Here is a 14,500-nt window from a genome sequence, read left to right as displayed (position 1 = left end):
CAGTCCCTTTGGCTAGGCGCGCTTAGGCGTGCTGCAAGCGCAGCCTTGGCGCGTGCTCGCGAGCCTCCTTGCCCACCAGGGTGTCGAGGATGCAGCGGAAGGCATGCCCGTCGCCGAACGGATTGCGCCAGACCACCTGGCGCGCGAGCAGTCGTTCGGCGGCACTGCGCAAGCCCAGCTCGTCCAGGCTGTGTGGCAGTTCCGCCCCGCCGACATGCAAGGTCTCCGGCCGCTCGGTATTGGTGCGCAGTACCAGGCATTTGCGCTGCAGGATGCAGGCCTCCTCCTGAATGCCGCCGCTGTCGGTCATGATCAAGGCGGCGCCCTGCTGCAACGCAAGCATATCCAGGTAACCGACCGGGCCGATGGCCTGCAACATCCGATGGCGTGCCGCCGCCGCGTTTCCCATCGCATCCAACCGCGGATGCATCGGAAACACCAACGGCAGCCCGGCCTGCTGCGAAATCGCGGTAACCGCCTGCATCAACGCGGCAAAATGCTGGGGATCTTCGGTATTGGACCGCCGATGGCAGGTGAGCAGGTGATAGCCACCCTCGCGCAGCCCGAGTCGCTGCAGGATCGTGGAACGGCGCAGCGCGGTGCTGGCGTGCGCCAGTGTGGCATCGGCAACGGTGTTGCCGGTGATGCGGATGCGCGTGCCGGCCAGGCCCTCTTCCCGCAGAATTTGCGCTTGCAGCGCCGTCGGGCAGAACAAGTACTCGGACAGATGATCGATCAGCACGCGGTTGACCTCTTCCGGCATGCTGCGATCGCGGCTGCGCAAGCCAGCCTCGACATGGGCGACCGGGATGTCCAATTTACTGGCCGCCATCGCGCCGGCCAGGGCACTATTGGTGTCGCCCTGTACCACCACCACATCGGGTCGCAAGGTTGCCAGCACCGGCTCGATACCGCACAGCATGCGACCGATCTGCACCCCGTGCGATGCCGAGCCAACACCAAGGTTGTAATCGGCAGCGGGCAAGCCCAACTCTTCGAAGAACACCCGATCCATCGCTTCATCGTAGTGCTGGTTCGTGTGGACGATCGAAAAGCGCAGCCCATCGCGCGCGCTGGCGGCGATCAAGGACGCCAGCTTGATGATTTCCGGACGAGTGCCGAGGACATAGGTGATGTGCATTGGATTCCCCAACTCCACGCTCAATAAGCGCCACGGTCGAACAGCACGATCACGCAGGTCTGCGCGATGATGCTCAGGTCCAGCCAGGGCGACCAATGCTGGATGTAGGACAGATCATATTGGACACGCCGATGCATCTTCTCCACCGTGTCGGTTTCCCCACGCAGCCCATTGACCTGCGCCCAGCCGGTAATCCCCGGCTTGACCCGCTGGCGCTGCAGATAGTTCGGCACCAGATCCCGGTATTGCGCGGTATGCTCCAGCGCATGCGGACGCGGGCCGACAATGGCCATGTGTCCTTGCAGAACATTGAAGAACTGCGGCAGCTCGTCCAGGCTGGTCCGTCGCAAAAATGCCCCAAAGCGCGTCACCCGCCGATCGCCCCGGCAGGTCTGCACCGGTGCGCTGGCCGCATCGTGCAGCTGCATGCTGCGGAACTTCCAGACTTCGAACGGACGGCCGTCCCAGCCATAGCGCCACTGGCGGAACAACACCGGCCCCGGCCCGGAGAGCTTGACGCCTGCCGCCAGCGCCAGCATCAGCGGGCTGGCCAACAGCACGAAGGCTGACGCCAGGACACGGTCCATGGTGTCCTTGAGCATGCGCGCCATCCGCGGCAACGGCCGCACCGACAACGTCACCATGGGTACGCCCGTCAGGTCTTCCAGACCGGACTGGCCGGGGCGGAACGCAAAGATGTCTGGCACCCAACGCAGCTGTACGCCGCAGGCATCGAGTTGCGCGACGCCCTGCCGAATACGCTCCTCCTCGCGCATCGGCCAGGTCATCCACACCTCGCTGACGCGCCGGGCGTCCAGCCAGCTGGATAATCCGCTCGTATCCCCCGCTGCACACTCTGCCGGCATCTCGACCAGATCGATCCCGCTCCACGGCTGCTGCTGCAGACGTTTGGTCAGTTCGCCATTGCGGTCCGACGGCCCCAGCAACGCGACACGTCGCCGTCCGATGTCATGACGGTAGAGCCAAGCAAGCGTGGCTTCCAGCGCGCGGCGCGCAGCCACCAGGCCCAATCCCCCGTATCCGGCCCAATACAGCAACCAGCGACGGGAAACGTCGCCGGCACTGTCGCTCAACGCCCCGATGGCCATCAACGCACCCAGGACGATCGCCCATCCAGTCAACACGCGCCCGGTCACCGATGTCGCGGCTGATCGGTGGCGCTGACGGTAGAGCGACAGGCGCGCGAACACACCCCAGGTCAGCGCGGCGGCCGCCAGCAGCGCGTAACCGTAGTGCGGTGCCTGCGGCAACATCGGCTGCCCGACCCAGCTGGCATAGGCCAGCAGTCCGCTGCCGACGACCATCACCCCATCGATCGCCTTCGTCACGCTGGCGACCGATCCGAGCAGATCGCTACTTAGCCCAGCGGCGGTCGATGCATGCGGCAGCGATCGCTCGAGCGAACTCATCCTTGCGCCACGGCCCGACATGGGGCCGTTGGCCCCTGGTGCGATGTGATCAGCATCCCTCCCCCTTCATCCTTCTCTCCCTGAGCGCATGTCGGTCTGCGCGGTGGTGCCGCAAACCTGGCGATAGAGCGCAGCGTAGGACTGCACCATGGCCGTGCCGGTGAACCATTGCCGATAGCGCCGCAGCGCCTCCTGCCCCATCGCCGCGGCCACCTGCGGATGCTCCCATAGATAACGCATTGCATCGCGTAAGGCCACTGGGTCGGCTGGCGCCACCACCAAGCCCGTCTGCCCAGCGACGTTGACGAAGCTGGTTCCGGTACCGATCTCGCAGGAAATCATCGGTTTGGCATGCATCGCGGCCTCCAGCAAAGTGATGCCGAAGGCTTCCGAACGCAGATGCGAGGGAAACACCAGTCCGTCGCACAGGGTCAGCAGCGCATGCTTGTCGGCGTCGTCGAGCGCTCCCAGGAAATGCACGTGCGCAAGATTCAGCTCGCGCGCCTGGCGGCGCAGGCGTGCACCTTCCGGGCCATCGCCCACGATGACCACTGGAATCTGCATGTCGCGCACCGCCTGCAGCAGGTAAGGCAGCCCCTTGTAGTAGCGCAGGACGCCGACGAACAGGAAGAAGCGCGGCCCGAGGCGCGCACGCCAGGCTTGCACGCGTTCAGGCGTGGGATCGTGATGGACGGAGCGATCCAGGCCGATCGGGATCACGCTCAGCTTGGCGTGATGCCGTGCCAGGACGGGGCTGGTGGCACGATAGTTCGGCGACGTCGCCACGATGCGATCGACTGCAGCAAGAAAGCGGTCCTGCAACGGCCGATACAGACGCAACAGCTGGCGCTGACGCACGATGTCGGAATGGTAGGTCAGGACCGACGGCGTCCGAATCGCGCTGGCGAAGTGCAGCAGATCCATCAGCGGCCAGGGAAAGTGGTAGTGGACCAGATCGACCCGCCGTGCCAGGCCAGCGAACTGACGCAACAGCCGCAACGATACCGGCATCGATGCCAGCTCGACGTCGCGCTGGAAGCGATGCAGCAGATAGTTGTCGTCCTGGACGGTGCCTGCCAGACGCCCGTCGGCGCACAAGGTCACCACTTGACTGTCCACCCCGTACCGGGACGACTGCGTGGCAAGTGTCCGCACCACTTGTTCGATGCCACCCATGGTCTCTGGCAGACCAGTCTTGTAGACGTGCAGCACCCGCACTGGCGTGGCCGCGCAACTCAAGCGGCAAGCACATCGCGATAGGCGTCGGCCGTCAATGCGGCGCAACGCTGCCAGCTGAATTGCGTCGCACGGTCCAGCCCGGCCTGACGCGCGGTCGCTCGCCAGGTGGCGTCCTCCAGGCCACGGACCAACGCCTGGCCGAGCGCGATGCTGTCGGCCGGATCGAACAACTCGGCCGCCGTGCCAGCCACCTCCGGCAAGGCGGACGCGCGCGAACACAATACCGGTGTCCCGCTGGCCATGGCTTCCAGCACCGGCAGCCCGAAGCCTTCATAGAGCGAGGGAAAGACGAACAGACGTGCGCCGGCCAGCAGGGCGGGCAGACGCGACTGCGGGACATAACCGAGGTAGCGCAGCCATCCTTCCTGCTCGGCCTGGCGCATCCGTGCATGCAACGCCGTACTGGACCAACCGCTGTGGCCGGCGATCACCAACGGATGACGGGTGCGCAGTGCCGCCGGCAGGGCGGCATACGCGGTTAGCAGGGTGTCGATGTTCTTGCGCGGCTCGATGGTGCTGATGCATAGGCAATAGGCATCACGGTCCAGGCCGAACTCCCGCAGTGGCGCCGCCAGTTCGGCGGACGTCTGCGGCCGGAACGCCGGGTCGGCGGCCAGGGGAATCGCTCGGATCCGGGCACTGGGCAAGGCGAAGTGCGCGGCGATTTCCTGCCGCGAGAATTCCGAGACGGTCAATATCAGTTGCGCACGCTGCACTGCCAGCTGCAGTTCCTTGCGCATGTAGCGCACACGATCGGCACGATGGCACTGCGCCCAGCGATAGATGGAAATATCGTGGAAGGTCGCGATACTCGGTCCATCGAAGGCGGGCACGTAGTAGTTGCAGCCGTGAAACAGGGCCTTGCCTTGTCCCCGCAACGCGCGTGCCTTGGCGAGATTGTTGAGCCGCCGATAGACATCGGTGGCCAGGCCGACGTGCGAGAAGCGGTCGCGTATCCACGGTGTCAGCGTCGACCCCGGTCCGGGAGTCGGCAGTTGCGCGAGCAGACGGCGGCCGTGCAAATACCGCAACGACTGGATCTGCGGCAGCGCGGCCAACTGCGCGGCCAACTCCTGGGTATAGCGTCCTACCCCGGTGAGCGGGTGCCGGATCGACTCGGTGGCGAGGATGATATGCACGGCAATGCGTCGTCAGCGCCGAGCGTGCGCATCATCGCTGACGCCGCGGGCGTGCGATCCGTCCGGCCAGGCATCGCTGCCACGATGCGACAGATGGCATCGGCCCATTGCAAGCTCCTTGTTGCGATCGGGCCAGTCTACCCGCTGTCGACGACGACGACGACGCGCTGGCCCTCACGCCCGCCGGATCCGTGCCGTCGGCCGTCTTCAGACCGCAGCAACGCTGCCGCCCACCAGATCCTGGCGGTATTTGCCGGAGTGCAAGCGAGACGGCCCAGGCGAGCTCCACGCGGGGCGTACGCGAGCACATCACGCGCTAACCGGCTTGGCGCACGTTCGACTGCAGGGCCTGACTGCCCTAGACCTGCAACACCAGCGACCCGTCCGGATAGCGGGCGCAGATGAACTCCACGAAGGCGCGCACCTTCGGTGCAGCCAGGCGCCTGGAGGTGTGCAGGACCCACAACGCAGGTTCCACGCCGGCGATGGCGCCCCACTGCACCAACTCGCCACGCGCCAGCGGATCTCCTGCGATCGACTGCGGAATCAACGCAACGCCGCCACCGGCGATCACCGCATCGCGCACCATCAGGAACGAGGACAGCCGCATCCGCGGGACCGGCTCCAGAACCAGGCGCCCGCCATCCAGCGTCCAGGTGGTCGGCTCGAAGTTCGACATCACCACACCCGGAACCTGATGGACCGCGTCGCCTGACGGCATCGCGACAGACGGTGCGGCCACCACCACCAAGCGATCCTTGGCAAAGCAGCGCCCGACCAAGCGGCTGTCTGGGCTTGGGTCGATGCGGATCGCGAGATCGAATTGCTCGTCTACCAGGTCGACCATGCGGTCCTCGGCCACCACCTCGAGCGTGATCTCCGGATAGGCCGCACAGAAGTCTGCGCCAAGGCGTCCCATCGCCAGCTGGGAGAACAGCGCCGGAGACGCCACGCGCAAGCGTCCTCGCGGTGTCGACAGCCCCTCGCGTGCGGCCGTCATCGCCTCGGCCACCTCGCTCAACGGCACCTCGGTGCGCTCCATCAACTGCTGTCCTGCCTCGGTGAGCTTGAGCCCGCGCGCACTGCGCTCGACCAGGCGCACCCCCAGCTGTTCCTCGAGCTCGGTGATCCGCCGCGACAAGGTCGCCTTCGATCTGCCGCTGGCACGGCTGGCCTTGCCCAGCCCCTGGTTGGCGGCAACCAAGGAGAAATCGATCAGGGCATTGAGATCCATGGTGTTTCACATTTGAAACGGGATGTCTACATCTTGGCGTCTTCGTACAAGCAGTGCAACGGCATATCGTTTCTCCACCGCAGCGCGACGCCTCTACCGCCTTCAGTACCAAGGCCTGAGCCGGCGAAGTCGCGCAGAGCAGTCCATTCCTCCATCCACAGCAGGAGAGTCACCATGAGCATTCTCGTCACCGGAGCCACTGGCACCGTCGGTTCCCTCGTCACCCAGGGCCTCGCCAACGCGGGCGCAGAGGTCAAGGCGCTGGTCCGCCAGCAAGGCAAACGCGCTTTCCCGGCAGCTGTCACCGAAGTGGTGGCCGATCTCACCGATGTTGCCTCGATGCGTGCCGCGCTGGCATCGGTGCGCACGCTGTTCCTGTTGAATGCGGTCACGCCAGACGAAGTGACCCAGGCGCTGATCGCATTGAATCTGGCCAGGGAGGCCGGCATCGAGCGCATCGTGTACCTGTCGGTGATCCATGCCGATACGTACACCAACGTGCCGCACTTCACTGGCAAGCACACGGTCGAGCGCATGATCGAACGTCTCGACATTCCGGCAACGATTCTGCGGCCGGCGTACTTCATGCAAAACGAAGGCACGGTGCAACAAACCATCACCGACGATGGCATTTATCCGATGCCGATCGGCAGCAAGGGCGTCGCCATGATCGATACCCGCGACATTGCCGATATCGCCGTGGTCGAGTTGCTGCGACGCGACCGTGCCGACGGACGGTTGCCGCGGGTCACGCTCGAATTGGTCGGCCCGCGGGCGCTCACCGGTGCGGACGCCGCACAGGTCTGGAGCGCAGCGCTTGGCCGCCAGATCGCCTACGCCGGCGATGACGTGGCAGCCTTCGAGGCGCAGCTGGCGACCTACGGTCCATCCTGGTTCGCCTATGACATGCGCCTGATGATGGCCGGCATCCAGCGTGTGGGCATGCACGCGGCCGAGGGCACGGTTGCCAACTTGCAGGCCATGCTGGGACGTCCGTTGCGCACTTATGAAGACTTCGTGCGCGAGGCGACGGCTCAGGCGTGATCGGCGCTACCGCAGCAGACACGAAGGCTTCGTGCTTGCTGCGGAGGCAGCGCTTCCGGTGGCAGCTGCGGCGCGTTGCCGATGAGGACGCATTGACGAAGCTGCGCCGGCACCCGATCGAAGACGCTTCGGTTGCCGCTCCACCGCAACGCGCGTCACCGCAGCGAAGTGGCTGCACTGCGCCCAACGCGCTGCGAGGTCTCGGTCACGCGTCGTTATCGGTCTTCGCTTGGCGGCGCTCCACGCTCCCCCATTCCACATGGATCCACGCCCCTTCCCCGACCCAGCCGATGCCTGCCTGCCAACGGGCGAGCGCAGATCTTCATGCCGTCCCGACAACGCCACCTTCACGCTTGCGGCATTCTTCCGCTGGAGAGTTCCGATGATGCGTATCCTCGCCCCGCTGACCGCCGCCGCGCTGCTGTCGGCCTGCGCCAGCCACCAGGTCGTGGCGGTGCAGCCGATCGACGGCGTCATCTCCGGCCAATGCCATACCGACATGGTGCGTGGCGCCGTCGGCCTGGCGGCCTCGGCGCAGACGCTGGAGCGGGCACGCGTGGACAGCGATAGCCTGCAGCTGCGCGTGCGGCGTGGCGAGCGCAGCACCGGCGGCACCACCGCCAGCGGCCTGGCCGACCCGGCGCAGGGCGCCAGCGAGACCGGTGGCGATCAGCTCACCGTGGAGACTGGCCCATACGACAACATCACCGCGATCTACTGCGGCTGAGCTTACCGCCGGCCTTGCGCGCGCTGCTGCGTGCAGCTGCCAGGAAGCGTAGCGTCGCCGCCTCCCACTGCCGCTCGCCACGCACGCTGGCGGCCAGCGTCTGCAGTTCGCCGGCCCGCCAGCCGGCGAAGACGCGCGGATCGATATAGGCCTTGCGGCAGACCGAGGGGGTATTGCCCAGCGCCTGGGCGACCTCGCGGATGACATCGTTCTGCACCTGGTTGAGCGCCCGCTCACTGGCCCGCTCCGGCAGCGGCAGCCGCGCAAGGCGCTGCAGCGCTGCCAGAGTCCCGCCCCAGGTGCGGAAGTCCTTGGCGGTGAAGTCCTCGCCCATCGCCTCGCGCAGATAGTCGTTGACCTCGCCCGAATCGACCGGCTGCAGCTGGCCATCGTCGTCGCGGTACTGGAACAGCGATTGCCCAGGCAGCTGCTGGCATTCGCGAATCAGTTTGACCAGCCGCGCATCGTCGATCTCGATGTCGTGCTCCTGCCCGCTCTTGCCGCGGAACTTCAGCCGCGCACGGCCGCCGCGCAGGAATTCCATGTGGCGGTTACGCAAGGTGGTCAGACCGTAGGAACGGTTGCTGCGGGCGTATTCGGCATTGCCCACACGCACCAAGGTGTCGGCCAGCAGTGCGACCACGATCGCCAGCACCTTCTCACGCGGGAAGCCTGACAGCGCCAGGTCGCGCCGCAAGCGGCGCCGCAGCCGCGGCAAGGCCTGGCCGAAGGCGATGACGCGTTCGAACTTGCCTTCGCCGCGCACCTGCGCCCACTCGGCGTGATAGCGGTATTGCTTGCGCCGACGTGCATCGCGGCCGGTGGCCTGCAGATGGCCGTTGGGCTTGGCGCAGATCCAGACCTCGGTATACGCCGGCGGAATGGCCAGGGCGCGGATGCGTTGCAAGGTCTCGCCATCGGCGATGCGCTGGCCGTCGGCATCGCGATAACTGAAGCTGCGGCCGGCCTTGCGCCGGCTGATGCCCGGCTGTTGGTCGTTGACATAGATCAGCCCGGCCGCACGTGCGGCGGCCTTGGCCTGGGCGACCGCAGCGGCGGTGCTGGCGACCGCATCGGCGACCGCGGCCGCGGCGGCGGCGCGGCCGACCCGTTCGACGCGGGCGACCGTGGCGCTGGCGTCGCGAAGTATCCGTTTGGCTTTCATGAGCAACACGTGCCGGGAAGTGCGCACGATTGTTGGCCGGGCGGACGGCTAGGCCGCGTCAATGCCAGGACAAGGCCGCGTGCGCATGCGCTGCGCGCGGGAGGCATTTGTGCTTATGCTTGCCGCGCCCTTCCGTGTTTGCTGGAGTCGCCGATGATCCGTGTCCTGCCCCTGCCCCGCCTGGTCTACCTGCTCGTGTTGACGGCAGCGCTTGCTGCCTGCGGCAAGCCCCAACCGGATGAGCAGGAAGCCGTTAGCGCCAAGGCGCAGCAAGCGGCGGCGCAGGCCTCCGCCCCGGCCCCGGACGCGGCGCCGGAGCCGCCACCGATCGGCAACTGCGACGCCACCCAGGTGCAGTCGCTGGTCGGCCAGCCGATGAGCGACGCGGTGAGCGCACAGGCACGCAGCGATGCCCACGCCAAGTCGGTACGCGTGCTCACGCCCGGGCAGATGGTGACCATGGAATTCAACGGCGAACGGCTCAATCTGGAGGTGGACGCCAAGGGCGTGATCACCTCGGTCCGCTGCGGCTAAAGGCGGCTTCCCATCCGCTTCACGAGCGAGACCAACCCTGCTGCCGCAAGGGATTGCGGCGGCTCTCGTTGCAGCTGTAACGGTGTATTGCGGCACCGCATCAACTGTGGTCTAGTCGATCGTCCGGTGACCTGCTGACCGCTCCACGGACGAGTGGTGCAATGGCGTCGCCGCTTTCCGACGATCGCTAAGAGGCAGACATGGCCCCCCGCACTCGCCAAGGGCTCGATGACCACGGTCTTTACAACGGTGCGCGCGACGAACGCGACGCCTGTGGTTTTGGCATGGTCGCGCAGTTGGACGACCAACCTTCCCGCGCACTGGTGGACACCGCGATCGCGGCACTGTCGCGCATGACCCACCGCGGCGGTGTCGCCGCCGACGGGCTCACCGGCGATGGCTGCGGCCTGCTGATTCGCAAACCCGATGCATTCCTGCGCGGGCTCGCGCGCGATGCCGGCATCACCCTGGGCACGCGCTACGCAGCCGGTGTGGTGTTCCTGCCGCTGGACGAGGCCAAGGCGGCGCGGTGTCGCGCCGAACTGGAAAGCCAGCTGCAGTCCACCGGCGTGCAGCTGCGCGGCTGGCGCGTGGTGCCCACCGACGACAGCGTCTGCGGCCAGCTGGCGCGCGACACCTTGCCGCGCATCGAGCAGGTGTTCGTCGATGCCGGTGCGGAACAGACCGAAGACGGCTTTACCCTGGCGCTGTTCCTGGCCCGCCGCCGTGCTGAGCAAGCCGTGCAGGATGTGCGGGACTTCTACGTCACCACCCTTTCGCCCAATGGCATCAGCTACAAGGGCATGGTGCTGCCGGACAAGCTGAGCACGTTCTACCCGGACCTGCAGCGCAGCGACCTGTCCTCCAGCGCGATCGTCTTTCACCAGCGCTTTTCCACCAATACGCTGCCGCGCTGGCCGCTGGCGCATCCGTTCCGCCTGCTCGCCCACAACGGCGAGATCAACACCATCGAAGGCAATCGCCGCTGGGCGCAGGCGCGCAGCAAGGTGTGGCAGACCCCGCGCTTCGACATTGCCGAATTCGACCCGGTGATCTCCATGCACGGCTCCGATTCGCAGAGCCTGGACAATATGCTGGAGCTGCTGATCGCCGGTGGCATGGACCTGCTGCAGGCGCTGCGCATTCTGGTGCCCCCGGCGACCCAGTCGCTGGAGTTCAAGGACGCCGACCTGGCCGCGTTCTACGAGTTCTACGGGCTCAACACCGAGCCGTGGGACGGCCCGGCCGGCATCGTCGCCTGCGATGGCCGCTACGCGGCCTGCATGCTCGACCGCAACGGCCTGCGCCCGGCGCGCTGGATGCTGACCTCCGACCGCCACTTCCTGGTCGCCTCCGAGGCCGGCGTGTGGGAATTGCCGGCAGAGCGCATCACCCGCAAGGGCAAGCTGGGCCCGGGCGAGATGATGGCGATCGACCTCAAGCGCGGCGACCTGCTCGATTCCGATGCCATCGACCGCATCAACCGCGCGCGCGCGCCGTACAAGCAATGGCTGCAGCAGGGCGTGACCTACCTGCAGACCGAATTGATCGACCCCTCGCTGGTGGAAGAACCCTTCAGCGAACAGACCCTGCGCAGCTATCACAAGCTGTTCCAGCTCAGCACCGAGGAAGTGGAGCAAGTGCTGCGCCCGCTGGCCGAGACCGAGCAGGAAGCCACCGGCTCGATGGGCGACGACACGCCGATGGCGGTGCTCAGCCGTCAGACCCGGCCGTTGTACGACTACTTCCGCCAGGCGTTCGCGCAGGTCACCAACCCGCCGATCGACCCGCTGCGCGAAGGCATCGCGATGTCGCTCACCACCCAGCTCGGCAGGGAGACCAACATCTTCCACGCCGGTGCGGAGACGGTGAACCACATCATCCTCAATTCGCCGGTGCTCAGCCAGCGCAAGCTGCGCCAGCTGCTCAAGATGGAGCAGTACGTCGCGCGCAACCGCCTGATCGACCTGTCCTACAGCCTGGAAGAAGGCCTCAAGGCCGGGCTGGAACGCATCTGCCAGGAGGTGGAAGCCGCCGCGCGCGAAGGCGCGGTGATGCTGCTGCTGTCCGACCGCTACCCGGTGCCGGACCGGCCGATGGCGCATGCGCTGCTGGCCACCGGCGCGGTGCACCACCACCTGTGCAAGGTGGGTCTGCGCTGCGACGTCAACCTGATCATCGAGACCGGCACCGCGCGCGACCCGCACCACATGGCCTGCCTGCTCGGCGTCGGCGCCACCGCGGTCTATCCGTACCTGGCCTACCAGACGCTGTTCGACCTGGGCCGGCGCGGCATCCTGCAACTGAGCAAGGGCGGCGAGCAGTCGCAGATCGGCCGCCGCTATCGCAAAGGCATCTACAAGGGCCTGTCCAAGATCATCTCCAAGATGGGCATCTGCACCATCGCCAGCTATCGCGGTGCGCAGCTGTTCGAGATCGTCGGGCTGGACCCGGATGTGGTGGACCTGTGCTTTGCCGACACCCCGGCGCGTATCGGCGGCGTGGATCTGGCACGGCTGGATACCGAAGCACGCGAACTGACCGTGCGCGCCTGGAACGACCAGCTCAAGCCGGAAGTGGGCGGGCTGCTGAAGTACGTGCACGGCGGCGAGTACCACATGTACAACCCCGACGTGGTCATGACGCTGCAGCGCGCCACCCGCACCGGCGATGCCGGCGACTGGCAGAAGTACGTGGACGCAGTGCATGCGCGCCCGGCCTCCACGCTGCGCGACCTGGTGCAGCTCAAGCGTGCCGACACCCCGACGCCAATGGATCAGGTCGCCCCGGCCGAAGATGTGCTGCGGCGCTTCGACACCGCCGCGATCAGCCTGGGCGCGTTGTCGCCGGAAGCGCACGAAGCGCTGGCGATCGCGATGAACCGCCTGGGCGGGCGCAGCAACTCCGGCGAAGGCGGCGAAGATCCGGCACGCTACGGCACCGAGAAGCGCTCCAAGATCAAGCAGGTGGCCTCCGGTCGTTTCGGCGTGACCCCGGAATACCTGGTCAATGCCGAGGTGTTGCAGATCAAGGTCGCCCAAGGCGCCAAGCCCGGCGAAGGCGGTCAGCTGCCCGGCCACAAGGTCAACGAACTGATCGCCCGGCTGCGCTACGCCAAGCCCGGCATCGGCCTGATCAGCCCGCCGCCGCATCACGACATCTATTCGATCGAAGACCTGGCGCAGCTGATCTACGACCTCAAGCAGGTCAACCCGACCGCGCTGGTCTCGGTGAAGCTGGTCGCTCATGCCGGCGTCGGCACGATTGCCGCCGGCGTGGTCAAGGCCGGCGCCGATCTGATCACCGTGTCCGGCCATGATGGCGGCACCGGTGCCAGCCCGGTCAGCTCGATCCGCTATGCCGGCGTGCCTTGGGAACTGGGCGTGGCCGAGTCGCACCAGGCGCTGGTGGCCAACGATCTGCGCGAGCGCACCATCCTGCAGACCGATGGCGGCCTGAAGACCGGCCTGGACGTGGTCAAGGCCGCGCTGCTCGGCGCCGACAGCTTCGGCTTCGGCACCGCGCCGATGATCGTGCTGGGTTGCAAATACCTGCGCATCTGCCACCTCAACAACTGCGCCACCGGCGTGGCCACCCAGGACGAGCGCCTGCGCGCAGGCTATTTCACCGGCTTGCCGGAGCGGGTGGAGCACTTCTTCCGCCTGCTGACCGAAGAAGTACGCGGCTGGCTGTCCTACCTGGGCGTGCGTTCGCTGGACGAGATCGTCGGCCGTACCGACTTGCTGGAACAGCTGGACGTTTCGCCGCGCCCCGGCGTCAAGGTCGACCTCTCGCGCCTGCTCACCCACGCCCGCTACGACGGCAGCCACTGCGCCGCCCAGCGCCTGTACGAATCGCCCGACAGCCTGGCCACGCAGATGGACGGCCTGCTCGCCGACGCGATCGCGCACAAGACCGGTGGCGACCACCGCTTCCTGATCCACAACACCGACCGCTCGATCGGCGCACGCCTGTCCGGCGCCATTGCACGCGCGCACGGCAACCACGGCATGAGCGATGCGCCACTGAACCTGCGCTTCCGTGGCACCGCCGGGCAGAGCTTTGGCGCGTTCAACGCCGGTGGCCTGCAGCTGGAGTTGGAAGGCGAAGCCAACGACTACGTCGGCAAGGGCATGGCCGGTGGGCGACTGGTGGTGCGTCCGCCGCGCGGCGCGCGCTTCGAGGCGCGCAACACCCCGATCGTCGGCAACACCTGCCTGTACGGCGCGACCGGCGGCGAGCTGTTCGCCGCGGGCCGCGCCGGCGAGCGCTTCGCGGTGCGCAACTCCGGCGCGCTGGCAGTGGTGGAAGGCGCCGGCGACCACTGCTGCGAATACATGACCGATGGCATCGTGCTGGTGCTGGGCAAGGTCGGCCTGAACTTCGGCGCCGGCTTCACCGGTGGCCTGGCCTACGTGCTGGATATCGAGCGCGACTTCGTGGACCGCTACAACCATGAGCTGATCGACATTCACCGCGTCTCCGCCGAGGGGTTCGAGAACCATCGCCAGCATCTGCACACCTTGATCAGCCGGCATCGCGAACTCACCGGCAGCATCTGGGCGCAGCAGATCCTGGACGAGTTCCGCGACTACATCGGCAAGTTCTGGCTGGTCAAACCCAAGGCCGCCAGCATCGAGTCGTTGACCGAGTCGCTGCGACGCGCCGCGTAAGTTTCTGTCCCCCCTCTCCCGCCTGCGGGAGAGGGGCTGGGGGTGAGGGCCGGTGGCCTGCAACCCTCATCCGCCCCATCGGGGCACCTTCTCCCGCACGCGGGAGAAGGACGCCTGCATCGCAAGACTGACAGCCCATCGTCAGCGTCATCGCAGTACTCCCCTCTCCCGCCT

At 66.8% G+C, this 14,500-nt stretch carries 10 protein-coding genes; 4 read left to right on the top strand and 6 right to left on the bottom strand.

Translation table 11 applies throughout. From position 1 onward, the window contains the following. Nucleotides 1-22: 22 nt before the first annotated feature. The 5 genes from wecB to CKY51_RS08670 form a co-directional block, all read right to left on the bottom strand. Entirely contained in the window at nucleotides 23-1,141 is a 1,119-nt protein-coding gene (gene wecB, locus CKY51_RS08690; RefSeq protein WP_022972380.1) for a non-hydrolyzing UDP-N-acetylglucosamine 2-epimerase, read from the bottom strand. Between the two features lie 20 nt (nucleotides 1,142-1,161). Then, a complete protein-coding gene (locus CKY51_RS08685) occupies nucleotides 1,162-2,571 on the bottom strand; it encodes an undecaprenyl-phosphate glucose phosphotransferase (RefSeq protein ID WP_152249114.1) in 1,410 nt (469 codons plus the stop codon). Between the two features lie 66 nt (nucleotides 2,572-2,637). Beyond that, nucleotides 2,638-3,810 (bottom strand): glycosyltransferase, encoded by a 1,173-nt coding sequence (locus CKY51_RS08680; protein WP_272944086.1) that lies wholly within the window; start codon nucleotides 3,808-3,810, stop codon nucleotides 2,638-2,640. Further along, complete coding sequence (locus CKY51_RS08675) at nucleotides 3,807-4,949, bottom strand: glycosyltransferase family 4 protein (RefSeq protein WP_022970587.1); 1,143 nt, start codon at nucleotides 4,947-4,949, stop codon at nucleotides 3,807-3,809. Before CKY51_RS08675 ends, CKY51_RS08680 begins: the two co-directional genes overlap by 4 nt. A 358-nt stretch (nucleotides 4,950-5,307) precedes the next feature. Further along, nucleotides 5,308-6,183 carry a LysR family transcriptional regulator gene (locus tag CKY51_RS08670; protein WP_031338221.1) on the bottom strand — a complete coding sequence of 292 codons (876 nt, stop codon included), beginning with the start codon at nucleotides 6,181-6,183 and terminating at the stop codon, nucleotides 5,308-5,310. A 174-nt stretch (nucleotides 6,184-6,357) separates the two neighbouring features. Here CKY51_RS08670 and CKY51_RS08665 point away from each other — a divergent pair, with 174 nt between their 5' ends. Together CKY51_RS08665 and CKY51_RS08660 are read left to right on the top strand one after the other, a co-directional pair. Continuing rightward, nucleotides 6,358-7,227: an NmrA/HSCARG family protein gene (locus CKY51_RS08665; RefSeq protein WP_022972290.1), complete on the top strand. Its 870-nt coding sequence runs from the start codon at nucleotides 6,358-6,360 to the stop codon at nucleotides 7,225-7,227. 382 nt (nucleotides 7,228-7,609) lie between these two features. Continuing rightward, on the top strand, nucleotides 7,610-7,954 hold the full coding sequence (locus CKY51_RS08660; protein WP_031339751.1) for a hypothetical protein: 345 nt from the start codon (nucleotides 7,610-7,612) through the stop codon (nucleotides 7,952-7,954). Here the strand turns inward: CKY51_RS08660 and CKY51_RS08655 are convergent. Beyond that, nucleotides 7,932-9,119 (bottom strand): DNA topoisomerase IB, encoded by a 1,188-nt coding sequence (locus CKY51_RS08655; protein ID WP_022972291.1) that lies wholly within the window; start codon nucleotides 9,117-9,119, stop codon nucleotides 7,932-7,934. The two genes, CKY51_RS08660 and CKY51_RS08655, sit on opposite strands and share 23 nt — an antisense overlap. Before the next feature lie 153 nt (nucleotides 9,120-9,272). Here CKY51_RS08655 and CKY51_RS08650 point away from each other — a divergent pair, with 153 nt between their 5' ends. Beyond that, a complete protein-coding gene (locus CKY51_RS08650) occupies nucleotides 9,273-9,653 on the top strand; it encodes an I78 family peptidase inhibitor (protein ID WP_022972292.1) in 381 nt (126 codons plus the stop codon). Between the two features lie 200 nt (nucleotides 9,654-9,853). After that, complete coding sequence (gene gltB / locus CKY51_RS08645; protein WP_022972293.1) at nucleotides 9,854-14,326, top strand: glutamate synthase large subunit; 4,473 nt, start codon at nucleotides 9,854-9,856, stop codon at nucleotides 14,324-14,326. Nucleotides 14,327-14,500 lie beyond the last annotated feature (174 nt).

The sequence above is a fragment of the Xanthomonas maliensis genome (assembly GCF_009192945.1).
GTDB lineage: Bacteria > Pseudomonadota > Gammaproteobacteria > Xanthomonadales > Xanthomonadaceae > Xanthomonas > Xanthomonas maliensis.
This window is presented reverse-complemented; position numbering and strand designations above follow the sequence as displayed.

Bases quoted from the DNA above. Each gene is read 5' to 3' on its own strand.
- CKY51_RS08685 (WP_152249114.1), bottom strand. From the start codon at position 2,571: ATGAGTTCGCTCGAGCGATCGCTGCCGCATGCATCGACCGCCGCTGGG.
- CKY51_RS08650 (WP_022972292.1), top strand. From the start codon at position 9,273: ATGATCCGTGTCCTGCCCCTGCCCCGCCTGGTCTACCTGCTCGTGTTG.
- CKY51_RS08670 (WP_031338221.1), bottom strand. From the start codon at position 6,183: ATGGATCTCAATGCCCTGATCGATTTCTCCTTGGTTGCCGCCAACCAG.
- wecB (WP_022972380.1), bottom strand. From the start codon at position 1,141: ATGCACATCACCTATGTCCTCGGCACTCGTCCGGAAATCATCAAGCTG.
- CKY51_RS08660 (WP_031339751.1), top strand. From the start codon at position 7,610: ATGATGCGTATCCTCGCCCCGCTGACCGCCGCCGCGCTGCTGTCGGCC.
- CKY51_RS08655 (WP_022972291.1), bottom strand. From the start codon at position 9,119: ATGAAAGCCAAACGGATACTTCGCGACGCCAGCGCCACGGTCGCCCGC.
- gltB (WP_022972293.1), top strand. From the start codon at position 9,854: ATGGCCCCCCGCACTCGCCAAGGGCTCGATGACCACGGTCTTTACAAC.
- CKY51_RS08665 (WP_022972290.1), top strand. From the start codon at position 6,358: ATGAGCATTCTCGTCACCGGAGCCACTGGCACCGTCGGTTCCCTCGTC.